Source organism: Streptomyces sp. NPDC006516 (assembly GCF_040611875.1).
Classification (GTDB): domain Bacteria; phylum Actinomycetota; class Actinomycetes; order Streptomycetales; family Streptomycetaceae; genus Streptomyces.
Genome location: NZ_JBEXPD010000001.1, coordinates 58,574 through 82,917 on the forward strand (window position 1 = coordinate 58,574; position 24,344 = coordinate 82,917).

Genomic DNA, 24,344 nt, shown 5'->3' on the forward strand with positions numbered 1-24,344 from the left:
GGGGAGGGACAGGTTCACTCGTCCAGCCGTTACGCTGGACCCGTGGCAGTCGTCGATATTTCCGAAGAGCTGAAGTCCCTCTCCTCCACCATGGGGTCGATCGAGGCCGTCCTGGACCTGGACGCGCTGAGGGCCGACATCGCCGCGCTCGAGGAGCAGGCGGCGGCGCCGTCCCTGTGGGACGACCCGGACGCGGCGCAGAAGATCACGAGCAAGCTTTCGCACCTCCAGGCCGAGGTCCGCAAGGCCGAGGCGCTCCGGGGTCGTATCGACGACCTCGCAATCCTCTTCGAGCTCGCCGAGGACGAGGGCGACGCCGACGCCCTCGGTGAGGCGGAGGCCGAGCTGGAGTCGGTCCGCAAGGCGCTGGACGAGATGGAGGTCCGCACCCTCCTCTCCGGCGAGTACGACGCGCGGGAGGCCCTGGTCACCATCCGGGCCGAGGCGGGCGGCGTCGACGCCGCCGACTTCGCCGAGAAGCTCCAGCGCATGTACCTCCGCTGGGCCGAGCGGCACAACTACAAGACCGAGGTCTACGAGACGGCGTACGCCGAAGAGGCCGGCATCAAGTCGACCACCTTCGCCGTCGAGGTGCCGTACGCCTACGGCACGCTCTCCGTCGAGCAGGGCACCCACCGGCTCGTCCGTATCTCGCCCTTCGACAACCAGGGCCGCCGCCAGACGTCCTTCGCGGGTGTCGAGGTGCTGCCCGTGGTCGAGCAGACCGACCACATCGAGATCGACGAGTCCGAGCTGCGCGTGGACGTGTACCGCTCGTCGGGCCCCGGCGGCCAGGGCGTCAACACCACGGACTCCGCGGTGCGCCTGACCCACCTGCCGACCGGCATCGTCGTCTCCTGCCAGAACGAGCGCTCGCAGATCCAGAACAAGGCGTCCGCGATGAACGTCCTCCAGGCGAAGCTCCTCGAGCGCCGCCGTCAGGAGGAGCAGGCCAAGATGAACGCCCTCAAGGGCGACGGCGGCAACTCCTGGGGCAACCAGATGCGTTCGTACGTCCTGCACCCGTACCAGATGGTCAAGGACCTGCGTACGGAGTTCGAGATGGGCAACCCCGAAGCGGTGTTCAACGGCGAGATCGACGGCTTCGTCGAGGCCGGCATCCGCTGGCGCAAGCAGAGCGAGAAGTAGGCGCAGCCCTATGGCTGTCGGGCCCGGACAGGCTTCCTGTCCGGGCCCGCCCTTTTTTCATCCCGCTGAGCAGACGCGGCAGTTGAGGGGAAGATGTGCCGAATGAGTCACAGTCGTGATTCCGAATAGCCGTCAAGAACCCCCATTCCGCCCGTATACCCCCGGAACGGCCTTGACGTAGTCCTTAACTCTGGACAGGGTGCTGGAGCAGCACGCGTATGTCTGGGACAGGTGTGATCGGGGGCGGGCGGGATGACCACGGTACGGCGTGGCCCTGCGAGTACGACTTACCCCGCAGGGCCGTGGACCGCATATGGCTGCTCCATCGACGAGATCAGCTACTGGGGGTAGCAACAGATGACGAAGAAGACGCGAATCCGCGTCGCGCGCATAGCCGCCTGCGCGGTTATCGCCGCAGGTGCCTCGCTCACCGCGGCGGGTGCGGCCCAGGCATCGGGCATCGGCCTCGGTTTCGGCCTCGACGGCGAGGACTCCACGCAGGTCAGCCTGACCGTGGGTGACCTGGACGAGACCGAGGAGCCGACGGAGGACCCGAACAACCCGGGTACCCCGACGGAGGAGCCGACCGAGGAGCCCACGGAGGAGCCCACCGAGGAGCCCACCGAGGAGCCCACGGAGGAGCCGACCGAGGAGCCCACGGAGGAGCCCACGGAGGAGCCCACGGAGGAGCCCACCGAGGAGCCGACCGAGGAGCCCACGGAGCCGTCCAACCCGACGGACCCGACGGGCGCTCCGGTCGACCCGACCGAGCCGGGCGAGGGCGACGGCGACGCCGGCACCTGCACCGTCGACCTCGACGGTGCCGCCTGCGCCGACAACACCGACACCGACAGTGCCGGCAACCAGCCGGTCGAGCAGGGCAAGGGCAAGGACGAGCTCGCCGAGACCGGTGCGGCCGAGACCACGTTCCTGCTGGTCGGCGCCGCGACGATGATCGCCGGTGGCATCGGCTTCCGCATCCTGCCGCGTCTGGCCGGCGGCAGCCGCACGGCCGCCTGACGCCCGTAGGCGCACGATGAGGGGCCCGGGAGCGCCGTCATGGCCTCCCGGGCCCCTTCGCGTACCGGAACCGCTCCTGCGGGCGTACGCGCATGCCTCTGGCCCCGCCGGGTGGCGGGGGTCGGTCCTCGCTCAGACGGCCTGGTGCGCCAGCAGAGCCAGCGCGGCCACCAGGATCACCATGAGCGCGACCAGCATCGCCGGATTCAGTCCGGCGAAGAATCCCTGCTCCTGCATCCGCTCGCGGCTCGCGCGGCAGACGCGGCAGCGGCCCTCGCTCACGGGCGCCGCGCAGTTCGCGCACACCAGTCTGTCGTAGGTCATGCGCAGTCCTCCTCCCGCGCGGCGGAGCCGCATACGCGTTCTCTCCGCACAACGCTCAGGGAAACGCAACCGTTCCCCCTACCACTGTGCCAGCTCGCGGGGATTTCGGCGCGGCCCGCCGGACAAGGCCCGGCACGCCCCGTTTCGTTCCCCGCCACGTTCCCCCACAAATCGTTCATTGCCGGACGCCGACTGCACGCGTCAGCTCGCTTCGCGTATGGTCACGCACACCTACCCCCGGCCGACCGTGGTGCATCCGTGATCCGATTCGACAACGTCTCCAAGACCTACCCGAAGCAGAGCCGTCCAGCTCTCCGGGACGTCTCACTCGACATCGAGAAGGGCGAGTTCGTCTTCCTGGTCGGCTCGTCCGGCTCCGGCAAGTCCACCTTCATGCGGCTCATCCTCCGGGAGGAGCGCGCCAGCCAGGGCATGGTCCACGTGCTCGGCAAGGACCTCGCCAGGCTGTCCAACTGGAAGGTGCCGCAGATGCGCCGCCAGCTGGGCACGGTCTTCCAGGACTTCCGCCTTCTGCCCAACAAGACCGTCGCCGAGAACGTGGCCTTCGCGCAGGAGGTCATCGGCAAGCCGCGCGGCGAGATCCGCAAGGCCGTGCCGCAGGTGCTCGACCTCGTCGGTCTCGGGGGCAAGGAGGACCGGATGCCCGGCGAGCTCTCCGGTGGTGAGCAGCAACGCGTCGCCATCGCGCGGGCGTTCGTCAACCGCCCCATGCTGCTGATCGCGGACGAGCCCACGGGCAACCTCGACCCGCAGACCTCCGTGGGCATCATGAAGCTGCTGGACCGGATCAACCGGACCGGCACCACCGTGATCATGGCGACCCACGACCAGAACATCGTCGACCAGATGCGCAAGCGCGTCATCGAGCTCGAGCAGGGCCGTCTCGTACGCGACCAGGCGCGTGGCGTCTACGGCTACCAGCACTGAGCCTCGAGTACTGAAAGGACGCCATGCGCGCCCAGTTCGTCCTGTCGGAGATCGGCGTCGGTCTTCGTCGTAACCTCACGATGACCTTCGCGGTCGTGGTCTCCGTCGCCCTCTCGCTCGCCCTGTTCGGCGGCGCGCTGCTGCTGCGCGAGCAGGTCGGCACGATGAAGACCTACTGGTACGACAAGGTCAACGTCTCGATCTACCTCTGCAACAAGAACGACGCCAAGGACGTGCCCAAGTGCGCCAAGGGCGCGGTCACGGCCGAGCAGAAGAAGGAGATCAAGGCCGACCTCGAGAAGATGGAGGCCGTCGAGAAGCCGGTCCTCTTCGAGACGGTCGACGAGGCGTACAAGCACTACCAGGAGGAGTTCGGCGACTCGCCGATGGCCGGGAGCATCACGCCGGACCAGATGCAGGAGTCGTTCCGGGTCAAGCTGAAGGACCCGGAGAAGTACAAGGTGGTCGCGACGGCCTTCGCGGGCCGTGACGGGGTGCAGTCCGTCCAGGACCAGCGCAGCATCCTGGACAACCTCTTCGAGCTGATGAACGGCATGAACGTGGCCGCGATCTTCCTGATGGCACTGATGCTGATCATCGCGCTGATGCTCATCGTCAACACCGTCCGCGTCTCGGCGTTCAGCCGGAGACGCGAGACCGGCATCATGCGGCTGGTCGGTGCCTCGGGCTTCTACATCCAGATGCCGTTCATCATGGAGGCGGCCTTCGCGGGCCTCATCGGCGGACTGCTCGCCTGCGTGATCCTGCTGGCCGGCCGGTACTTCCTGATCGACGGCGGTCTCGCGCTCCAGGACAAGCTGAATCTGATCGACTTCATCGGCTGGGAGGCGGTGCTCACGAAGCTGCCGCTGGTCATCGCGATCGGCCTGCTGATGCCCGCCGTTGCCGCTCTCTTCGCGTTGCGCAAGTACCTCAAGGTGTGACGAGCGCCCCGTCCCGCGTGCGGCCAACGAGCCGTGCGCGGACGGGGCGTTGTCCTACACTCGGCCACATGCCGGGCCTTACGTACCATTTGAAACCCTGCGGTCTCCGCCGCGGGGCGGCCCTGACGTTGGTGTTCGCGAGCGTGCTGGCCACCGCCGCGGCAACCGGGTCCCTGCCCCGGGAGGACGACGCGGGCACGGAGATAAAGGCCCGTTCGGTGTCCTCCACGGTCGGTTCCGTGGACCGTGAGGAGATCGCGGACGCGGTCGCCGACGCCGAGGCCGACGGCAAGTCGGGCAAGGACGCGGCCGAGGAGGTCGTCAGCCGCAGCGGGGACCGCTGGGGCGCGGTCTACGACGAGCGGGAGTACGAGGACTTCGAGCAGGCCCTCGACGGCTCGTACACCGGGGTCGGGATCTCCGCCAGGCGCTCGGCCGGTGGCGCGGTCACCGTGACCGGCGTCCAGCCGGGCGGTCCGGCGGACGCGGCCGGTGTGCGCAAGGGGGACCTGCTGCGCACCGTCGACGGGCTGCCCGTCGGGAAGCGCTCCGTCGCCGAGGTCGTCGCCCTGCTGCGCGGGGACCGGACCGAGGCGGCCGAGGGCACCACCGTGGTCCTCGGGCTGAGCCGCGGCGGGCACTCCTGGACCTCGACGCTCCACCGGGCCCGTCTCACCACGCAGCCGGTCAGTGTCCGGCAGCTGGGGGAGGACCCGGAGTCCGCCGTGCTGATCAAGGTCGCGGCCTTCACCAAGGGCGCCGGCACCGCGGTCCGCGAGGCCGTGGACGAGGCTCCCGGGGACGCCGGGATCCTGCTGGACCTCCGCGCCAACTCCGGCGGTCTGGTCACCGAGGCCGTCACCGCCTCCTCCGCCTTCCTCGACGGCGGGCTCGTCGCCACCTACGACGTGCACGGAGAACAGCGCGCCCTGTACGCGGAGCCCGGCGGGGACACCGAGCGGCCCGTGGTCGTCCTGGTCGACGGCGGCACGATGAGCGCGGCGGAGCTGCTGACCGGGGCGCTCCAGGACCGGGGCAGGGCCGTGACCGTCGGGTCGCGCACCTTCGGCAAGGGCTCGGTGCAGATGCCCAGCAAGCTTCCGGGCGGATCCGTGGCCGAGCTGACGGTCGGGCACTACCGCACGCCGGCGGGCCGCACCGTCGAGGGCAGCGGCATCACGCCGGACGTCGGAGCGGGTCCGGAGGCCCAGCAGCGGGCCGAGACGGTATTGAGTGGCCTCGGGGGTGGGTCGTAGTGCGAAAATGACCGCACTATGGCCAAGGAAAAAGACACCGGGCGCAAGATGATCGCCCAGAACAAGAAGGCCCGGCACGACTACCACGTCCTCGACACCTACGAGTGCGGGCTCGTGCTCATGGGTACGGAGGTCAAGTCGCTGCGGATGGGCAGGGCGTCGCTCGTCGACGGCTTCGTCCAGATCGACAACGGCGAGGCGTGGCTGCACAACATCCACGTCCCCGAGTACGTGCAGGGCACCTGGACCAACCACGCGGCCAAGCGGAAGCGCAAGCTGCTGCTGCACCGGGCCGAGATCGACAAGCTGGAGTCCAAGTCGCAGGAGACGGGCCACACGATCGTGCCCCTCGCCCTGTACTTCAAGGACGGCCGGGTCAAGGTCGAGATCGCGCTCGCGAAGGGCAAGAAGGAGTTCGACAAGCGTCAGACACTGCGCGAGAAGCAGGACACGCGGGAGACGAACCGCGCCATCGCGGCGGCCCGGCGGCGCCAGCGCAACGCATAGCCGCCACCCGGCCCGGCCCCGCGCCCCGGGCGCCGCCGGAATACAGTGGCATCCGTGCGCGTTGGTCACGTACGATGGGCCGTGCACCTCAGCGAAGGTGCGCGATTTGAAAAATCAACATGGGGATGATCGGTTTCGACAGCGGATGTCGAGGCAGGGGAAGCGAGTCGAGGAAGCGGCAATGATCTCGTAAACCATATGTCGCAAACAATAATCGCCACTTCTAAGCGCGATTCCTCCGCCTTCGCCCTCGCTGCCTAACAGCAGCTGAGCGAAGACTCTGCGGAGTGTCAGCCCGGGTTTGATCCCGACCCGGATCCTGGCATCAACTAGGGATCTAAACTTCTAAGCCCGGTCACGGGGCCTAGAAGGAAATCAAACAGTGACTGGGCCTGTCGGAGGCTTGTTCGCGTGACCTCCGGGGCCGAGAAAAGCGCAGCGAACTGCACTCGGAGAAGCCCTGGTTCTGCACCGTTGGACGCGGGTTCGATTCCCGCCATCTCCACAATTCCCATGTGATCGAGGACCCCGTTGCCACCGGCAGCGGGGTCCTCGTTTTTGCCTGTCCGGGGTCAGAGGACCTTTCGGGTTCCGGCCGCCGCGACGGACAGTGCCAGCGCCGCCGCGCACATCGGTGCCGCGTATCCCGTGGCAGTCCCGGCGTTCTCCACCGTCCAGCCGCCCACCGCGGATCCTGCGGCTATGCCGCCCAGCAGCGCGGTGACGGCGAGCGTCATGCCTTCGTTGATCTGCGCCTGCGGGGTGAGGCGCTGGACCAGTGTCATGCCGGTCACCATGGTCGGCGCGGTGGCCGCGCCGGCGAGCAGCAGGCAGCCGGCGAGGGCGAGCACGGCCCCGGTCGTGGCAGCCGCGAGCAGGGGCAGGGACATCAGGGCGGTCATGCCGGCCAGGCAGAGCAGCAGCCTGCGCCGGATGTCGGCGGCGGGGCGCAGCGCCCCGTACAGCAGCCCCGCCACGCAGGAACCGCCCGCCTGGAGCGCGAGGATCGCGCCTCCGGCGTGAGCGATGGAGACGACCTCCAGGGCGCCGAAGACGGCTCCCGTAGCCAGGAAGACCGCGAGCAGGGCGGGGATGCCGGGAGTGCGCAGGGGAGAGGCCGCGCGAGTGCGCGGGGCCACGGGGGGTTCCGTCGCGCGCTGTGCGGCGAAGATCAGGACCCCGGTCATCAGCAGGACGGCCCCCGTCAGGGTGCCGGCCTCGGGGAAGAGCGTCCCGCACAGGGTCGCGGCGAGCACCGGGCCCAGCATGAAACACAGTTCGTCGGCGGCCTGTTCGAAGGAGTTGGCGGTGTGCAGGGCCGCGGGGTCGCCCCGGAGCAGATGGGACCAGCGGGCCCGTGACATGCCCCCGGTGTTGGGTGTGGTGGCGGTGGCGGCGTAGGCGGCGAAGAGCGTCCAGACAGGTGCGTCGTGGTGCACGCAGAGGACGAGGGCGAGCGAGCCGAGCACGGCGACGGCGGTGGCGGGCACGGCGATCCGGGCCTGGCCGTGGCGGTCGACGAGGCGGGCGGTCCAGGGGGCGACCACGGCGGTCGCGGCCAGCCCGGTCGCGGTGACGGCCCCGGCCAGTGCGTACGAGCCGTGGGCCTCGGCGATCATGATGACGGCGCTGACGCTGAACATCCCCATGGGCAGCCGGGCGAGGAGATTGCCCGCGGTGAACGCGCGTGCGCCGGGGGTGGCGAGCAGCCGGAGGTACGGGTTGCGCGGAGCGGAGGGGTCCTTGGCGGTCACGGGCGGGAGGTCCGCCGCGGCCGTGGGGGCGACGGGGAGCGGGGCGGTCGCCGGGGCTGCGGGGTGCGGGGCCGGGGCGGCAGCGGGTTCGTGAGGCACGCGTCAACCCTCGGGGGCGTACGCCCGTACCGTCCAACACCTGCTCCGGGCCCATTCACGCATCCCCGTTGTAAATTGTTCCGGTGCCCGCACCCCACACCGATCCCCGGCTCCTGCGCGCCTTCGTCGCCGTGGCCGAGGAACTGCACTTCACCCGTGCCGCCGCCCGGCTCTACGTCGCGCAGCAGGCGCTGAGCCGGGACATCCGCAGGCTGGAGCGCGAACTGGGCTGTGAGCTCTTCGTGCGTACCACCCGGCAGGTGTCGCTCACCCCGGACGGGGAGAAGCTCCTCCCGCACGCCCGGCGGGTGCTCGACGCGCACGCCGGTCTGGCCGCCGCGTTCACGGACCCGGCGGACCGCCCTCTGCTCGTCGATCTGAACACGGACGGGATGACAGCGGCGCGTGTGCTGGCGCGCGCGCGGGAACTCGCGCCGGAGTGCGAGCTGATGGCGCGCTTCGAGAGCGGACTGACCTGGGCGGCCGGTGAGGTGCTCGCGGGGCGCCTCGACGTCACCTTCGGGCGGGCCGCGGGGCTCGATCCCGCCGTACTCGCCCGGCTGTCCGTACAGCCGGTGCGGTACGAGCCGATGGCCGTCCTCCTGCCGAGCGGGCACCCCCTGGCGGAGCGCGAGGCGGTCGCCATGGGTGACCTGACCGGCGAGACCGTCTACGCGGGAGCCGGTAACCCGCGCACCCTGGAGTGGACACATCTCGCCACCCTGCTGTTCGACGAGTGGGGCATCGTGCTGGCGCCGCCCGCCCCGCTCGCCGTGGGAGTGGCCGAATTTCAACGTGTCATGGCAAAGACGGGGCACCCCGTGCTGGCTGTCGTCGGCTTCCCTCCGCTGCCGGGGACGGTGCTGCGTCCGCTGGTACGACCGGTTCCGCTTTCCCCGCTTTTGATGGTATGGCGCAAGGGGCTGGACCACCCGGGGCTGTCCGCTCTGCGTGCCGCGAGCGCCGAACTCGCTGGGACAGAGGGATGGATGGTGAGGCCAACGGAATCGTGGCTGCCCGAAACCGATACGTCACTGATGCGTCACCGATGATGAACATCAGGCGATACGGGGCCGTGAGGGTGCCCGCCGTGCGCTACATTCAGGCTTTCGGGTGCACGAGGAGCAGTGTCGCCCGGACGGGGTGGGGGCCCGGTCCGTTGGCAGGATTCACGTCATTTTTTCGCGCACCTGTTTCATTGAGTGGGGGATGTGCGAACACCTGTGGACAATTGGCGCGAAGGTACCCGTACCGGGCACACGCATGAACCGAACGACGTCACCGTGCAGCTGGACGGGCTCGGGCGTCAGCTCTCCGAGCTGCCGGTCGAGCCGAACCTTCCCGATCCTTCCGACGGGCCGGTCTTCGTCGACGAGAGCGGCCGGCGGAGCAAGACGTACCGGCGGCTGGGCTGGGTGCTCGCCGCGATCTGCGCCGCGTACGCGGTGACCCTCGTGGTCGCCCTCCTCGGCGGCAACTCCACCGCTCCCTGGCTCCCGCTCTCCGGGCAGGAGAAGCAGCACTCGGAGGACATCGAGGTGCGGCCCGCCCCGAGTGGCGACGTCGTCTCCCGGAGCCCCGAAGCCACGCCGACCGCCTCCTCGGCATCCGGCGCGGCCGCGACTCCGTCGTCAGGCGCCTCCGCCTCCGCTTCCGCCGCACCCGGCGCGAGTGCCGCATCGGCCCCGGAGTCCGCCCAGGCCCCCCGGGACACCGAGTCGTCGGCGCCCGCCCCGGGCGGCTCGGTCACCTCGCCGTCCGCTGCCGGCCCGTCGCCGTCGGCCGACGTCGACCCGCCCACCGAGGAGAGCCCTCCGGCCTCCCCGGAACCCTCGGAATCCACGGTGCAACCACAAGAAGGCACTCAGTAAATGACCACCCCCGTCCCACGGGGCAGGCACAACCGGAGGAAGAAGCGGACCGTACGGCGCAGGCTCCCCATGCGCTATCTGCTTCCGTCGCTCCTTCTCGTCGCCCTGCTCGCCATGCTCATGCTGCGTGGATACGTCCACAGCGAGATCCTCGCCGACCACCGGGTCCAGGCCCCAGCCCCCACCACCCAGGTGCCGGGCGACGTACTGGAGGGCGGTCCGGTCATAGACGCCCGTAAGAGGGGCGAGGCCGCCAAGACCCTCCGGATACCCGACCACAAGATCGTCCTGACCTTCGACGACGGCCCCGACCCGGTCTGGACCCCCCGGGTCCTGGACGAGCTCAAGAAGCACCACGCGCACGGCGTCTTCTTCGTCACCGGCACCATGGCCTCGCGCTACCCGGAGCTCGTGCGGCGGATGGTCGACGAGGGCCACGAGATCGGGCTGCACACCTTCAACCACCCCGACCTCTCCTTCCAGTCCACCAGCCGCATCGACTGGGAACTCTCCCAGAACCAGCTGGTGCTCGCAGGTGCCGCCGGAATCCGCACGTCCCTGTTCCGGCCCCCGTACTCCTCGTTCTCCGACGCCATGGACAACAAGTCCTGGCCGGTCACGCAGTACATCGGCAGCCGCGGCTACCTCACCGTCGTGAACAACACCGACAGCGAGGACTGGAAGCGCCCCGGCGTCGACGCGATCATCGAGCGCGCCACGCCCGAGCACGGCGACGGCGCCATCATCCTCATGCACGACTCGGGCGGAGACCGGTCCCAGACCGTGGCCGCACTGGGGAAGTTCCTGCCGCAGATGCAGGAGCGCGGCTACGACTTCACCCACCTCACGGCGGCGCTCGGCGCGCCCAGCGCGCACACCCAGGTCACCGGGTTCGCGCTCTGGAAGGGCAAGGCGTTCATCGGGGCGGTGGGGATCTCCGAACACGTCACCGGAGTCCTGGTGGTCGGCCTGGCCGTCATCGGCGTCCTGGTGATGGTCCGCTTCGGGCTGATGCTCCTGCTCTCCTTCCTGCACGCCAGGAAGGTGCGCCGCAAGGACTTCAGCTGGGGCGAGCCGTTCACCCGCCCGGTGTCGGTCCTGGTGCCCGCGTACAACGAACGCGAATGCATCGAGGCCACCGTGCGGTCGCTGGTGGCCAGCGACTACCCGATCGAGGTCATCGTCATCGACGACGGCTCGACGGACGGTACGGCCGACCTCGTCGAGGCGATGTGGATCCCGAACGTCCGGGTCGTGCGCCAGCGCAACGCGGGCAAGCCGGCGGCCCTCAACAACGGCATCGCGCACGCCCGTTACGACATCGTCGTGATGATGGACGGCGACACCGTCTTCGAACCCTCCACCGTGCGCGAGCTCGTGCAGCCGTTCGCCGACCGGCGGGTCGGGGCGGTCGCGGGCAACGCCAAGGTCGGCAACCGCGATTCGCTGATCGGCGCCTGGCAGCACATCGAGTACGTGATGGGCTTCAACCTCGACCGCAGGATGTACGACCTGCTCGGCTGCATGCCCACCATCCCGGGAGCGGTCGGTGCCTTCCGCCGGGACGCGCTGGACCGGATCGGCGGCATGAGCGAGGACACCCTCGCCGAGGACACCGACGTCACCATGGCGCTGCACCGCGACGGCTGGCGTGTCGTCTACGCCGAGAACGCCCGGGCCTGGACCGAGGCCCCGGAGTCCGTGCAGCAGCTCTGGTCGCAGCGCTACCGGTGGTCGTACGGCACGATGCAGGCCATCTGGAAGCACCGCCGCGCCGTCGTCGAGCGCGGGCCCTCGGGCCGCTTCGGGCGGGTGGGACTGCCGTTCGTCTCGCTGTTCATGGTGGTCGCCCCGCTGCTGGCGCCCCTCATCGACGTCTTCCTGCTGTACGGACTCGTCTTCGGCCCGACCGGCAAGACGGTCGCCGCCTGGTTCGGCGTCCTTCTGGTGCAGGCCGTCTGCGCCGCGTACGCCTTCCGGCTCGACCGGGAGCGCATGACGCACCTGATCTCCCTGCCCCTCCAGCAGATCCTCTACCGGCAGCTGATGTACGTCGTGCTGCTCCAGTCCTGGATCACCGCCCTCACCGGAGGCCGGCTGCGCTGGCAGAAGCTCCGGCGGACGGGCGTGGTGGAGGCGCCCGGTGGCACACAGAACCGCCGCAAGGACACGGACCGGAGGCCGGTGGCATGACGTACCCCGACCGTCCCCGGCAGGACGGCGCCGGATACGACGACGGCGCCTGGGTGTCCTCCGGCACCGCCGCCTGGACCCCGGCGCCCCAGGGCACCGCCCACCCGGCACACGCCGGTGCGCCGCACGCCGCGCCCCACACGCCCGCCCCGGCGGCCCACCCCGAGTACGCGCACTCCCCCGTGCCCGCCCCGGCCGCCCACCACAGGCGCGCACACGCCGCTCCGGACACCGCCGCCGAGGCCCCCGCGCCACGGGCCAAGCCCGGGCGTGACCGCTACCTCGACCTGCTCAGGGCCGTGGCCCTGGTCCGCGTCGTCTTCTTCCACCTCTTCGGGTGGGGCTGGCTGACCATCCTCTTCCCCTCCATGGGCGTCATGTTCGCCCTGGCCGGGTCGCTGATGGCCCGCTCGCTGGCACGGCCGGCGGGGAGCGTCATCCGCGGCAGGCTGCGCAGGCTGCTGCCGCCGATGTGGGCGTTCGCGCTCATCGTCCTGCCGATGATGTTCGCGCTGAGCTGGAAGCCCGTCCGGGAGGAGGGGCTGTGGTGGTTCATCAAGCTCGGCAGCTACGTCCTCCCGCTCGGCTCCCCTCCGTATCCGGAGGAGATCGGCTCGGCGGGCGGCTGGCTGGAGCTGACCTGGGCCGACCAGGCGGCGGGTCCGCTCTGGTACCTCCGGGCCTACCTCTGGTTCGTGCTGGCCTCGCCCCTGCTGCTCAAGGCGTTCCGCAGGCTGCCGTGGGTGACCCTGCTCGCCCCGATCGGCCTGACCGCCGTGATCGGCACCGGTCTCGTGACGGTCCCCGGCACCTTCGGCGAGGGGCTCATGGACTTCGCCGTCTTCGGCTCCTGCTGGATCCTGGGCTTCGCCCACAACGACGGCCTGCTGAAGGAGATCCCGCGCTACCTGGCCGTGTCCTGTGCCGCGATCGTCATGGGCTTCGGCCTGTGGTGGGCGTCCGGACACCTCACCGAGGAGGGCTGGAACCTGGACGAGATCCCGCTGGCCCAGGCGACCTGGTCCCTCGGCTTCTGCGCGATCCTCCTCGTGTACGCACCCTCCTGGCAGAAGCTGCCCGGCAAGCTCGCCGGATGGGACAGCCTGGTCACGCTGGCCAACAACCGGGCCGTGACGATCTACCTGTGGCACAACCTGCTGCTGATGGCCGCCGCGCACCTCGTGGAGGGCCTCTGGTCCATCCCCTGGTTCGGCGACACGTTCGACACGTACATCGAGAAGTCGTACGAGGGGCTCGTCCTGATCGCGATCTGGCCGCTCCTGGGGCTCGCGATCCTGGCGTTCGGCTGGGTCGAGGACGTCGCCGCCAAGCGGCGCCCGCGTCTGTGGCCGAACGGGGCGGACCGGCGCCGTCCCGCCTGACCGGCACCGGGGGTGCGGTGGGCCCACGGCACGGGGTGCCGTGGGCCGGCTCACCGCACCCCCGGCGGCCGAGTGAGAGCAAGGTTGCGCACCGGTCACCTCACGGCACGGCACCGAAACGCGGACTCCCTAGCGTCGGGATCACAACACCCCGACCCTGTGGAGGCGCGTGATGGCCGGTCGTTGGATCGAGCAGTGGGAGCCGGAGGACGAGACCTTCTGGCGAGAGAAGGGCGAGAAGGTCGCCCGCCGGAACCTGTGGTTCTCCGTGCTCTCCGAGCACATCGGGTTCTCGATCTGGTCCCTGTGGTCCGTCATGGTGCTGTTCATGGGGCCGGAGTACGGGATCGACCCGGCGGGGAAGTTCTTCCTGATCTCCACGGCCACCCTGGTCGGCGCGATCGTCCGGGTGCCGTACACCTTCGCGGTCGCACTCTTCGGGGGGCGCAACTGGACGATCTTCAGCGCCCTGTCGCTCCTGGTGCCGACCGTCGCCGCCTTCCTGGTGATGGAGCCCGGCACCTCGTACACCACCTTCCTCGTCGTCGCCGGGCTCACCGGCATCGGGGGCGGCAACTTCGCCTCGTCGATGACGAACATCAACGCCTTCTTCCCGCTGCGCAAGAAGGGCTGGGCGCTCGGGCTCAACGCGGGCGGCGGCAACATCGGCGTCCCGGTCGTCCAGCTCGTCGGCCTGCTGGTGATCGGTACGGCGGGCGCCGCGCACCCGAGGATCGTGCTCGGCGTCTACGTGCCGCTGATCGTCGTCGCCGCGCTGGGCGCCGCGCTCAAGATGGACAACCTCCGGCCCGTCCAGAACGACACAGGGGCAGCGCTCCAGGCCGTACGCGAGCCGCACACCTGGATCATGTCGGTGCTCTACATCGGCACCTTCGGCTCCTTCATCGGCTACAGCTTCGCGTTCGGCCTCGTCCTGCAGACGCAGTTCGGCAGGACGCCGTTGCAGGCGGCCTCGCTCACCTTCATCGGCCCGCTGCTCGGCTCCCTGATCCGGCCCGCGGGCGGCCTGCTCGCCGACCGCTACGGCGGCGCCCGGATCACCCTGTGGAACTTCGCGGGCATGGCCGCCGCGACCGGTGTGGTCGTCTACGCCTCCGGCATCGAGTCGCTGCCCGTCTTCCTCGTCGGCTTCATCGCGCTGTTCGTGCTGACGGGCCTGGGCAACGGTTCGACCTTCAAGATGATCCCGGGCATCTTCCACGCCCAGGGGCTCGGCAAGGGACTGAGCGGCGAGGAGGCGGCGGCGTACGGCCGGCGGCTCTCCGGCGCGGCGATGGGGCTCATCGGGGCGATCGGCGCACTCGGCGGCCTCGCGATCAACCTCGCCTTCCGTCAGTCCTTCGCGACCTCCGGCGCCGGGACTGCCGCCTTCTGGGCCTTCCTGGTCTTCTACGCCGTCTGCTTCACCCTCACGTGGGCGGTATACCTTCGCCGGACCGAAGCCGTGGCCACGAAGCCGCAGCTCAGCTACGCCGAGGTGTGAGGATGGCCATAGCGCGTCGCACGACGTAACGGGTGGGAAATACAGAAGGACCGAGACTGTCACGCAGGGTTGACACTCTCGGTCCTTCGCATCATCGAGCAACAGCGGGACGAGAGCCGGGTATCGCCATGCACGACGACGACGCACAGCACGGGCCCCTCGCGGGCTTCACGGTCGGGGTGACCGCAGCCCGTCGCGCCGAGGAGCTCGGGACGCTCCTCACGCGCCGGGGCGCCGCGGTTCTGCACGCGCCCGCGCTGCGGATCGTTCCGCTCGCGGACGACAGCGAGCTCCTCGCCGCCACCAAGGACCTGATCGACAACGCACCCGATGTCGTGATCGCCACCACCGCCATCGGCTTCCGGGGCTGGGTCGAGGCGGCCGACGGCTGGGGCATCGGAGACGGGCTCCTCGACCGGCTGCGCGGCGTCGAGCTGCTCGCCCGCGGGCCCAAGGTCAAGGGCGCCATCCGGGCAGCGGGGCTCACCGAGGCGTGGTCGCCGCAGTCCGAGTCGATGGCGGAGGTCCTGGACCGACTGCTCGGCGAGGGGGTGGAAGGCCGCCGGATCGCCCTCCAGCTGCACGGCGAACCCCTGCCGGGCTTCGTCGAGTCGCTCCGGGCGGCGGGCGCCGAGGTCGTCGGCGTGCCCGTCTACCGGTGGATGCCCCCCGAGGACATCGCCCCCCTCGACCGCATGCTCGACCTGACGATCGCCCGCGGACTGGACGCCCTCACCTTCACCAGTGCGCCCGCCGCCGCCTCCTACCTCGACCGGGCCGAGGCGCGCGGCCTGCTGCCCGAGGTGCTGTCCGCGCTCGGACACGACATCGTCACCGCCTGCGTCGGTCCGGTCACGGCGCTGCCCCTGCAGGCCAAGGGCATCGACACCGTCCAGCCGGAACGCTTCCGGCTGGGGCCGCTCGTCCAGGTGCTCTGCGCCCAGCTGCCCGCCCGTGCGCGTACGCTGCCCGTCGCCGGCCACGTGGTCGAGATCCGGGGCCACGCGGTGCTGGTCGACGGCGCGCTGCGGCCGGTGCCTCCGGCCGGTATGGCGCTCCTGCACACGCTGGCCCGCAAGCCGGGCTGGGTGGTCTCCCGCGCCGACCTGCTCAGGGCGCTGCCCGGCAGCGGGACCGACGAGCACGCGGTGGAGACGGCGATGGCCCGGCTGCGTACGGCGCTGGGGGTGCCGAGGCTGATCCAGACGGTCGTCAAGCGCGGCTACCGGCTGGCGCTGGACCCCTCCGCCGACACCAAGTACGACGGTTCCTGACGGCCCGGTACCGTGCCGGGATGACCGACGACGTCCATCATCTGACCGAGGGTGTCCGGCTGCGCCCAGTGACCCTGAGCGACGCGGATTCCTTCGCCCGGGCCCTGACCCGCAGTCGCGCGTACATGCGCCGCTGGGAGCCCGTGCGGCCCGATGCCTTCTACACCCCCGAGGGGCAGGCCCGGCGGCTGACCGCGCTGCTCGCCGACCGGGACGCGGGGCGCGCGATGCCGTGGGCCCTGGCCGACGAGGAGGACCGGGTCGTGGGGGCGATGACGCTCGCCTCCATCGAGCGCGGCCCGTTCCGCAACGCCCGGCTCGGCTACTGGATCGACGTGGACCTGGCGGGCCGCGGCCTGGCCACCGCCGCCGTCACCCGGGTCTGCGAGGAGGCCAGGGACGTCCTCGGCCTGCACCGGATCGAAGCCGGCACGGTCCTGGACAACGCGGCCTCCCAACGGGTTCTGGCCAAGTGCGGGTTCGAGCTGTACGGCACGGCCCCGCGCTATCTCCACATCAACGGCGCGTGGCAGGACCACCGGATGTTCCAGCGCATCCTTCACGACGGCCCGCCGCAGGGCTGAGCGGCGCCGTGCGGGAGTGCCGGTGGCCGCCCAGCGGCATGCGCGGCGACCGGGCGGGAACGGACTCGGCCAGGGCGAAACCGGACTTCTCCGCGACCCGGCAGGACGCCTCGTTGCCCGCCCCGTGGAGCAGGTCCAGGCGCCGCAGGCCGTCCTCGGCGAACCGCGCGAACGCCCAGTCGGTGAGCGCCCCGAGCGCCCCTGTGGCCACGCCCCGCCCACGCGCCGAAGCCGTCGTCCAGTAACCGGCCTGGGCGCTCGGGGCGCCGGGGAGACGGTTCAGCGCGAGGTTGCCGACGATCTCCCCGTCCCGGGCCGTGTCGGTGACGGCGAAGCTGTACCGGCTGCCGTCCGCCCACCCCTCCTCCTGGACCGTCATCCAGCGCTCCGCCGCCCCGGCGTCGGGGACCTGCGTCCGCAGCCAGCGCCGCATCGCGGGGTCCTCGTACGCCGCGAGCAGCGCCGGTATGTCCGCACGCCGCCACGGACGCAGGAGCAGGGGCCCGGCCGTCAGCGTGGCCGCATCGTCGTTCATACCGGAACGGTACGACGGCGGAGGGGTTCCGGGCCGGGCAGGATGCGGGCACTCTGGGGGTGACTCTCCCCACAGGCGACCCCGAGGCGGTGACAGGCTCATGGCGGCGGGCGCGGGTTCGCACGGCTGGCGGTTCGACTCCGGTCGGATCTGCCTGGACCTGGTGGCGACGGGGGCGGTCGCCTCCGGCGGGTGCGAGCAGCTCGACTGCCCCGCCCGCCTCGCCGAATGGCTGGCGGCCTCCCCGCTGGTGCCGTACGGCACCGCGCTGGCAGCGGTGGACGAGACCTGGGTGGCTCGCTTCCGCGATCTGCGCGGCGGTGTCGACCGGTTGATGACGGCGCAGCTGACCGGCGGCACCGCCGACCACGCCCTGGACCGGGTCAACGCGCTCGCGGCCGGGGCGCCCCCTGGACTGCGCGCCGTGCGGGGGCAGGGCGGAGTGCTCGTACGGGCGCTGAGCGCCGACCCGGGGTGCGGGGAACTGCTTGCCGCGGTGGCCAGGGACGCGGTGGATCTGCTGACGGATCCGGCGGCGCGGGCGGGGCTGCGCCGGTGCGAGGGCGATGCCTGCCGGAGGCTCTACCTGGACACGTCCCGTGGGCTGCGGCGCCGCTGGTGCTCCAGCGAGGTCTGCGGCAACCGGGAGCGGGTGGCCCGGCACCGGCGCCGGGTCAAGGCCCTGTCGTAGCAGTCCGGGACCGCGGCGTCCGGGACCGAGGCCGTCCGCGACCAGTGGCCTTCCGCGACCCGGGGCCGCCCGAGACGCGTCGAACGCCCGTACGGATAAAGAAAGTTGCGCTCCGGCTGAATGAACCGGCGCCCGCTCCCGTACTGATGGACACAGAGCTCGACGAGGTCTCGACCGGGAGGTTCGGGTGCGCAAGGATGCGGCCGTGGCCGATGACCGTCCGCACAGGGCTCGACATCGCAGTGCACCGCCCCGCCCGCCCTCTGACATACCCGACGAGGACCTCATGCGGGCGCTCTACCGCGAGCACGCCGGCCCGCTGCTCGCCTACGTGCTCCGGCTCGTCGCGGGAGACCGCCAGCGGGCCGAGGACGTGGTGCAGGAGACGCTCATCCGTGCCTGGAAGAACGCCGGTTCGCTCAACCGGGCCACCGGCTCCGTCCGCCCCTGGCTGGTGACGGTCGCCCGGCGCATCGTCATCGACGGCCACCGCAGCCGGCAGGCCCGGCCCCGCGAGGTCGATCCGTCGCCGCTGGAGGTCATCCCCGCGGAGGACGAGATCGACAAGGCGTTGTGGCTCATGACGCTCTCGGACGCACTCGACGATTTGACCCCGGCCCACCGGGAAGCCTTGGTCGAGACCTACTTCAGGGGCCGTACGGTCAACGAGGCGGCCGAGATCCTCGGCGTGCCGAGCGGGACCGTGCGGTCCCGGGTGTTCTACGCACTGCGTTCGATGAAGCTCGCACTCGAGGAGAGGGGGATCACGGCATGAGCGACCAGGACTGGCAGCCCTTCGGCCCCAGGCCGGCCGGCCCCCGGAACCCCTCCGGCCCCATGAACCCCGCCGGCCCCTGGGACCCCTCCGGACCTCCGGGCGCACCGGACGACCCCTTCGCGTTCCCCGGCGAGGGCGCGGGGCACGACGCCGCCGGGGCCTACGCGCTGGGCATCCTCGACGACGCCGAGGCGAGCGCCTTCGAAGCCCATCTGGCGGGCTGCCCCAGGTGCGCCGCGCACCTGGACGAATTCGCCGGGATGGAGCCGATGCTGGCGATGCTCGCCCAGGCCCCGGCCGCCGGCCCCGGTGCCCGCCCCGTCCCGTACGTCCCGGAGCCCCCCGCGTCCCGGGTCCTGGAAGGGCTGGTCGACGAGGTCGCGCGGAAGCGGTCGCAGCGCCGGCGGCGCACCCGTTTCCTGATCGCGGCGGCGGCGGTCCTCGTGATCGGCGGCCCGGTGGTCGCGGTCACCGCCACCGCCGGAGAGGAGTCGCGCGGACGGGTCGAAGCGGCAGACCCGCATCCCACGAGCCCCGCCGAGGACGCGTTCTTCCACCACATGCCGGAGAAGGTGCGGGCGAGCGACCCCGTCACGCGGGTCGACGCCACGGTCGGCATGGAGCCCAAGGCCTGGGGCACGCACACGGTCCTGGAGCTGAAGAACGTCAAGGGCCCGCAGAAGTGCAGCCTGGTCGCCGTGTCCAAGTCCGGTGAGGAAGAGGTCGTCACGTCCTGGTCCGTACCGAAATGGGGCTACGGGATCGACGGCTCGGCGCACGCGGGCGCGCGGAACCCGCTGTACGTGCACGGGGGCGCCGCAATGGCGCGCGGGGACATCGACCACTTCGAGGTGCGCACCTTCGACGGCGAGCGGCTGGTGGAGATCGACGCGTAGGGCCCTCCCGTCCGGACGAAAGGACCGACGCGATCCTGGCGGCAGGTGCGCTCGGGGCCCCCTTTCGCGTACGGTTGACGGCTGCCCAGTGCACGTCAGAAGGGGGCCTCGGTGGCCGCGCAGGATGCCGCTGTCGATTCGTTGCGGGACCGGGAGATCGGGGTCGAACAAGACCACCTCGACCGGGTCTACCGCCGTCTCGAGGAGAAGATCGACGAGGCGGAATTTCTCATGCAGGACGCCAGTAAACGGGGCCAGGTCGGGACTCCGGGGGCGCTCGCCGAGCGCGATGCCCAGGTCTTCCGGGCAGGTGTCCATCTCAACCGGCTGAACAGCGAGTTCGAGGACTTCCTCTTCGGGCGGATCGACCTGCTGCGGGGCAAGGACGGCGAACGCGGCCCGGACGGCGCCTTCACCTCCGTCGAGGCCGCCGACGACGCCGTACGGGAGGACGACACCGCCGAGATCGCCGAGACGCTGCACATCGGCCGCATAGGAGTGCTCGACTCCGACTACGCGCCGCTGGTGATCGACTGGCGGGCGCCCGCCGCCGCGCCGTTCTACCGCTCGACGCCCAAGGACCCGGGCAGGGTGGTGCGCCGCCGGGTCATCCGCTCCAAGGGCCGCAAGGTCCTCGGGGTCGAGGACGATCTGATGCGCCCGGAGCTGACCGCGTATCTGAGCGGCGACCGGCTGCCCGTCATCGGCGACGGCGCGCTCATGGCCGCCCTCGGCCAGGCGCGCAGCCACACCATGCGGGACATCGTCTCGTCGATCCAGGCCGAGCAGGACCTCGTGATCCGCGCGCCCGCCGCGTCCGTCACCGAGGTGGCGGGCGGGCCCGGGACGGGCAAGACGGCGGTGGCCCTGCACCGGGCCGCGTACCTGCTCTACCAGGACCGGCGCCGTTACGCGGGCGGCATCCTCGTCGTCTCGCCGACGCCGCTCCTGGTCGCCTACACCGAAGGCGTGCTGCCCTCGCTCGGCGAGGAGGGCCAGGTCGCCATCCGCGCGGTCGGCTCCCTGTCCGACGAGGCCGCGGGGGTGGAGGGGGCGACCACCTACGACGAGCCCGCCGTCGCCCGGATCAAGGGCTCCTCCCGGATGCTCCACGTGCTGCGCAAGGCGGCACGGGGGGCGCTCGAACAGCCCGCGCCCCGTCCGGCGGCCCAGGAGGGGCAGCTGGAGTTCGGGGAGGAGCCGGCGCCGGCCCCGGCGGGCACGCCCACCCTGCTGCGGGTGGTGGCCTTCGGTGCCCGTGTCGAGCTCGAGGCGGACGAGCTCCGGCGCATCCGGCACAACGTCCTGGGCGGTACCGCCCCGGTCAACATGCTGCGCCCGCGTGCCCGCAAGCTGCTCCTGGACGCCCTGTGGAACAAGTCCTCGGGCCGGGGCCGCTACACCGACCCCGAACTGGTCGCGGAGCTGCGTTCCTCGTTCGACGACGACGTCTCCACCGAGACCCCGTTCCTCACGTTCCTGGACGCCTGGTGGCCCGAGCTCACCCCGCGCGGGGTGCTGGCCGCGATGGCGGACGAGCGGCGGCTGAACCGGTGGGCGCGCCGGATCCTGAACCAGGGCGAGGTGCGCCGCCTCGCCCGTTCGCTGAAGCGGCTGGGCGAGGACGGCAAAGGGCCGCTCTCCGTCCACGACGTGGCTCTCCTGGACGAGCTCCAGACCCTGCTGGGCACTCCCGCGCGGCCCAAGCGGAAGCGTGAGTACGACCCGCTGGACCAGCTCACGGGGCTGGAGGAGCTCATGCCGCAACGTGAGGAGACCCAGCGCGAACGGGCCGAACGGCTGGCGGCGGAGCGCACCGAGTACGCCCACGTCATCGTCGACGAGGCGCAGGACCTGACGCCGATGCAGTGGCGGATGGTCGGCCGCCGGGGTCGGCACGCCACCTGGACGGTCGTCGGCGACGCGGCGCAGTCCTCCTGGTCCGATCCGGACGAGGCGGCGGCGGCCCGCGACGAGGCGCTCGGCAACCGGCCCAGGCGCCGCTTCACGCTCACCGTGAACTACCGCAACCCGGCGGAGATCGCCGAGCTCGCGGCCAAGGTGCTGGCGCTGGCGATGCCCGGGATGGAGTCACCGGCGGCGGTCCGCTCGACCGGGGTGCGGCCGCGCTTCGAGACGGTCCGGGACGGTGACCTCGCCTCGACGGTCCGCGAGGAGGCGCGCAGGCTGCTCGCCTCGGTGGACGGCACGGTCGGGGTCGTCGTCGCGATGAACCGCAGGTTCGAGGCCCGTGGCTGGCTGGAGGAGCTCGGCGAGCGCGTGGTGGCGCTCGGAAGCCTGGAGGCGAAGGGCCTGGAGTACGACGCGACGGTGGTCGTCTCGCCAGCGGAGATCGCCGACGAGTCCCCGGCCGGGCTGCGGGTGCTGTACGTGGCCCTCACCCGTGCGACGCAGCAGCTGACCGTCGTCTCGGGGGAGCGTGACATGCCGGACGAGCAGGGCGTACCCGACCTGCTGAGGGACTGAGCGGCGGCTTCCCGGCGGCATCTGCCGGGTGGCTGGAAGGCGGGGCCGAGGGGGCCGTGCCGGGTTCTTTGCCGAGTCAACACGTCGCACAGGAATCACTTCTCCGGGGTGTTTGTTAGCCTGGGTGTCGGCACCGGCTCGATCCAAGCCCCCGGGCCCAACCTTCGTCGCTACGAGCGACCACTTGCCGCGAGGCGAGCATGGCGGGCCGGTGTCACTGACTGGAAAAAGACAGACCCGCGTCACCTCCTGGTGGCGCGGGTCTGTTTGTGTTTGCCCGTCTTCCGCCGTACGCCCCCGGCCCTCCTGCCCGTGCTGCCCCACCTTCCGGGCCCACCGGGGTTACGCGAAACGCCTACTTCTCGTATGGTGGAAAAAACTTTCCGAAAGGTGGCAGTCATTACCTGCTACTGGTCGGTAGGTGCGACCATCGGAACGCACGTGCGGGGCCGAGCCCCGTCCGCGTGCGGCAATGAAGCTCAGGAAAGCGAAGGACTCGGCCATGGCAACGGCGCCCAGCGTCTCGTACTCGATGACGGTCAGGCTGGAGGTGCCCGCGAGCGGCACAGCGGTCTCCCAGCTCACCACGGCCGTGGAGTCCTCCGGCGGCTCGGTCACCGGCCTCGACGTGACCGCTTCCGGCCACGAGAAGCTGCGGATCGACGTCACCATCGCGGCATCCTCCACCTCGCACGCGGACGAGATCGTCGAGGGGCTGCGCGACATCGAGGGCGTCGTCCTCGGCAAGGTCTCCGACCGTACGTTCCTGATGCACCTCGGCGGCAAGATCGAGATGGCGTCCAAGCACCCCATCCGCAACCGTGACGACCTCTCCATGATCTACACCCCGGGTGTGGCCCGGGTCTGCATGGCGATCGCCGAGAACCCCGAGGACGCCCGCCGACTCACCATCAAGCGGAACTCCGTCGCCGTGGTCACCGACGGCTCGGCCGTGCTCGGCCTCGGCAACATCGGCCCGATGGCCTCGCTCCCCGTCATGGAGGGCAAGGCGGCCCTGTTCAAGCGCTTCGCCGGTATCGACGCCTGGCCGATCTGCCTGGACACCCAGGACACCGACGAGATCGTCTCCATCGTGAAGGCGATCGCCCCCGGCTTCGCGGGGATCAACCTGGAGGACATCTCCGCCCCCCGCTGCTTCGAGATCGAGGCCCGGCTGCGCGAGGCCCTGGACATCCCGGTCTTCCACGACGACCAGCACGGCACCGCGATCGTCGTCCTGGCGGCGCTGACCAACGCGCTGCGGGTCGTGGGCAAGGCGGTCGGCGACGTGCGGGTCGTCATGTCGGGCGCCGGCGCGGCCGGCACGGCCATCCTGAAGCTGCTCATCGCCGCGGGCGTCAAGCACGCGGTCGTCGCCGACATCCACGGCGTGGTGCACGCGGGCCGAGAGGACCTCGTGGACGCGACCCCCGACTCGCCGCTGCGCTGGATCGCCGACAACACCAACCCCGAGGGCGTCACCGGCACCCTCAAGGAGGCCGTCGTCGGCGCCGACGTCTTCATCGGCGTCTCGGCCCCCAACGTCCTGGACGGCGACGACGTCGCGGCGATGGCCAAGGGCGCCATCGTGTTCGCGCTCGCGAACCCGGACCCCGAGGTCGACCCGGCAATCGCCCGCGAGACCGCGGCAGTTGTCGCCACCGGCCGTTCCGACTTCCCGAACCAGATCAACAACGTGCTGGTCTTCCCGGGCGTCTTCCGCGGTCTGCTGGACGCTCAGTCCCGCACCGTCAACACGGAGATGATGCTCGCCGCCGCGCGGGCCCTCGCCGACGTCGTCGCCGAGGACGAGGTGAACGCGAACTACATCATCCCGTCCGTCTTCAACGACAAGGTCGCGGGTGCCGTCGCCGGCGCGGTGCGTGAGGCCGCGAAGGCCGCAGGGGTCGCCGAGGTCGCGGCGGACCCGGCGTAAGGTTCTTTCCCGTCGACGGCCCTGTCGCACACCGTCCGCGGGGGCCTGCCCAGGCCCCTGCGGACGGTGCCGCACCTCACGCCGGGGCGCGCCGTACGGCGCGTCGCGGGTCGCGGCGTCCCAAACGCCCCTTTAGGGTGGGCGGGCAGCGAGCCCCACAGGCCCGGCATCCGCTGCGGACCGCTCCAACAAGTCGACGGAACGTCATCACA

The 24,344-nt window shown here is 71.0% G+C and carries 21 protein-coding genes and 1 other RNA gene; 19 read left to right on the plus strand and 3 right to left on the minus strand.

All coding sequences use genetic code 11. The features are described 5' to 3' along the window. Nucleotides 1–42: 42 nt before the first annotated feature. Nucleotides 43–1,149: a peptide chain release factor 2 gene (gene prfB / locus ABZY45_RS00200; RefSeq protein ID WP_356734497.1), complete on the plus strand. Its 1,107-nt coding sequence runs from the start codon at nucleotides 43–45 to the stop codon at nucleotides 1,147–1,149. Between the two features lie 357 nt (nucleotides 1,150–1,506). Next, the gene (locus ABZY45_RS00205; protein WP_356734499.1) at nucleotides 1,507–2,169 is read left to right on the plus strand and encodes an LPXTG cell wall anchor domain-containing protein; all 663 of its coding nucleotides are present in this window, start codon (nucleotides 1,507–1,509) and stop codon (nucleotides 2,167–2,169) included. A gap of 132 nt (nucleotides 2,170–2,301) precedes the next feature. Here ABZY45_RS00205 and ABZY45_RS00210 read toward each other — a convergent pair whose 3' ends face one another. Continuing rightward, the gene (locus tag ABZY45_RS00210; RefSeq protein WP_356734501.1) at nucleotides 2,302–2,493 is read right to left on the minus strand and encodes a hypothetical protein; all 192 of its coding nucleotides are present in this window, start codon (nucleotides 2,491–2,493) and stop codon (nucleotides 2,302–2,304) included. A 258-nt stretch (nucleotides 2,494–2,751) separates the two neighbouring features. Here ABZY45_RS00210 and ftsE point away from each other — a divergent pair, with 258 nt between their 5' ends. From ftsE to ssrA, 5 genes are all read left to right on the plus strand, one after another. After that, on the plus strand, nucleotides 2,752–3,441 hold the full coding sequence (ftsE, locus tag ABZY45_RS00215; protein ID WP_014046319.1) for a cell division ATP-binding protein FtsE: 690 nt from the start codon (nucleotides 2,752–2,754) through the stop codon (nucleotides 3,439–3,441). Nucleotides 3,442–3,464: 23 nt separating this feature from the next. Further along, a complete protein-coding gene (ftsX, locus tag ABZY45_RS00220; protein ID WP_356734503.1) occupies nucleotides 3,465–4,385 on the plus strand; it encodes a permease-like cell division protein FtsX in 921 nt (306 codons plus the stop codon). Between the two features lie 68 nt (nucleotides 4,386–4,453). Further along, a complete protein-coding gene (locus ABZY45_RS00225; protein ID WP_356734505.1) occupies nucleotides 4,454–5,641 on the plus strand; it encodes a S41 family peptidase in 1,188 nt (395 codons plus the stop codon). 18 nt (nucleotides 5,642–5,659) lie between these two features. Continuing rightward, nucleotides 5,660–6,148 carry an SsrA-binding protein SmpB gene (smpB, locus tag ABZY45_RS00230; protein ID WP_356734507.1) on the plus strand — a complete coding sequence of 163 codons (489 nt, stop codon included), beginning with the start codon at nucleotides 5,660–5,662 and terminating at the stop codon, nucleotides 6,146–6,148. Nucleotides 6,149–6,269: 121 nt separating this feature from the next. Next, nucleotides 6,270–6,656: a transfer-messenger RNA gene (gene ssrA / locus ABZY45_RS00235) on the plus strand. 64 nt (nucleotides 6,657–6,720) lie between these two features. Here the strand turns inward: ssrA and ABZY45_RS00240 are convergent. Then, nucleotides 6,721–7,902, minus strand: a complete 1,182-nt coding sequence (locus tag ABZY45_RS00240) for an MFS transporter (RefSeq protein WP_356736507.1) — start codon at nucleotides 7,900–7,902, stop codon at nucleotides 6,721–6,723. Nucleotides 7,903–8,084: 182 nt separating this feature from the next. Between ABZY45_RS00240 and ABZY45_RS00245 the strand changes: the two genes are divergently transcribed. From ABZY45_RS00245 to ABZY45_RS00275, 7 genes are all read left to right on the plus strand, one after another. Continuing rightward, nucleotides 8,085–9,053, plus strand: coding sequence for a LysR family transcriptional regulator (locus ABZY45_RS00245; protein WP_356734509.1), 969 nt, complete (start codon nucleotides 8,085–8,087; stop codon nucleotides 9,051–9,053). Between the two features lie 171 nt (nucleotides 9,054–9,224). Next, the gene (locus ABZY45_RS00250) at nucleotides 9,225–9,872 is read left to right on the plus strand and encodes a hypothetical protein (protein ID WP_356734511.1); all 648 of its coding nucleotides are present in this window, start codon (nucleotides 9,225–9,227) and stop codon (nucleotides 9,870–9,872) included. Further along, the gene (locus ABZY45_RS00255; RefSeq protein WP_356734513.1) at nucleotides 9,873–12,065 is read left to right on the plus strand and encodes a glycosyltransferase; all 2,193 of its coding nucleotides are present in this window, start codon (nucleotides 9,873–9,875) and stop codon (nucleotides 12,063–12,065) included. Then, the gene (locus ABZY45_RS00260) at nucleotides 12,062–13,447 is read left to right on the plus strand and encodes an acyltransferase (protein WP_356734515.1); all 1,386 of its coding nucleotides are present in this window, start codon (nucleotides 12,062–12,064) and stop codon (nucleotides 13,445–13,447) included. Before ABZY45_RS00255 ends, ABZY45_RS00260 begins: the two co-directional genes overlap by 4 nt. Before the next feature lie 172 nt (nucleotides 13,448–13,619). Beyond that, entirely contained in the window at nucleotides 13,620–14,951 is a 1,332-nt protein-coding gene (locus ABZY45_RS00265; protein ID WP_356734517.1) for a nitrate/nitrite transporter, read from the plus strand. A 128-nt stretch (nucleotides 14,952–15,079) separates the two neighbouring features. Beyond that, a complete protein-coding gene (locus tag ABZY45_RS00270) occupies nucleotides 15,080–16,225 on the plus strand; it encodes a uroporphyrinogen-III synthase (RefSeq protein ID WP_356734519.1) in 1,146 nt (381 codons plus the stop codon). Between the two features lie 20 nt (nucleotides 16,226–16,245). Further along, complete coding sequence (locus tag ABZY45_RS00275) at nucleotides 16,246–16,809, plus strand: GNAT family protein (RefSeq protein WP_356734521.1); 564 nt, start codon at nucleotides 16,246–16,248, stop codon at nucleotides 16,807–16,809. Here the strand turns inward: ABZY45_RS00275 and ABZY45_RS00280 are convergent. Beyond that, nucleotides 16,742–17,344, minus strand: coding sequence for a GNAT family N-acetyltransferase (locus ABZY45_RS00280; RefSeq protein WP_356734523.1), 603 nt, complete (start codon nucleotides 17,342–17,344; stop codon nucleotides 16,742–16,744). The two genes, ABZY45_RS00275 and ABZY45_RS00280, sit on opposite strands and share 68 nt — an antisense overlap. 100 nt (nucleotides 17,345–17,444) lie before the next feature. Here ABZY45_RS00280 and ABZY45_RS00285 point away from each other — a divergent pair, with 100 nt between their 5' ends. The 5 genes from ABZY45_RS00285 to ABZY45_RS00305 all read left to right on the plus strand — a co-directional run bounded on the left by ABZY45_RS00285 (nucleotide 17,445) and on the right by ABZY45_RS00305 (nucleotide 24,132). Further along, nucleotides 17,445–18,035, plus strand: coding sequence for an ABATE domain-containing protein (locus ABZY45_RS00285; protein WP_356734525.1), 591 nt, complete (start codon nucleotides 17,445–17,447; stop codon nucleotides 18,033–18,035). Between the two features lie 187 nt (nucleotides 18,036–18,222). Next, nucleotides 18,223–18,810 (plus strand): sigma-70 family RNA polymerase sigma factor, encoded by a 588-nt coding sequence (locus ABZY45_RS00290; RefSeq protein ID WP_356734527.1) that lies wholly within the window; start codon nucleotides 18,223–18,225, stop codon nucleotides 18,808–18,810. Beyond that, nucleotides 18,807–19,709 carry a zf-HC2 domain-containing protein gene (locus ABZY45_RS00295; RefSeq protein ID WP_356734529.1) on the plus strand — a complete coding sequence of 301 codons (903 nt, stop codon included), beginning with the start codon at nucleotides 18,807–18,809 and terminating at the stop codon, nucleotides 19,707–19,709. The genes ABZY45_RS00290 and ABZY45_RS00295 overlap by 4 nt, the downstream gene beginning before the upstream one ends. A 111-nt stretch (nucleotides 19,710–19,820) precedes the next feature. Beyond that, the gene (locus ABZY45_RS00300; protein WP_356734531.1) at nucleotides 19,821–22,196 is read left to right on the plus strand and encodes a UvrD-helicase domain-containing protein; all 2,376 of its coding nucleotides are present in this window, start codon (nucleotides 19,821–19,823) and stop codon (nucleotides 22,194–22,196) included. Between the two features lie 502 nt (nucleotides 22,197–22,698). Next, entirely contained in the window at nucleotides 22,699–24,132 is a 1,434-nt protein-coding gene (locus ABZY45_RS00305; RefSeq protein WP_356734533.1) for an NAD-dependent malic enzyme, read from the plus strand. The last annotated feature ends 212 nt before the right edge of the window (nucleotides 24,133–24,344 follow it).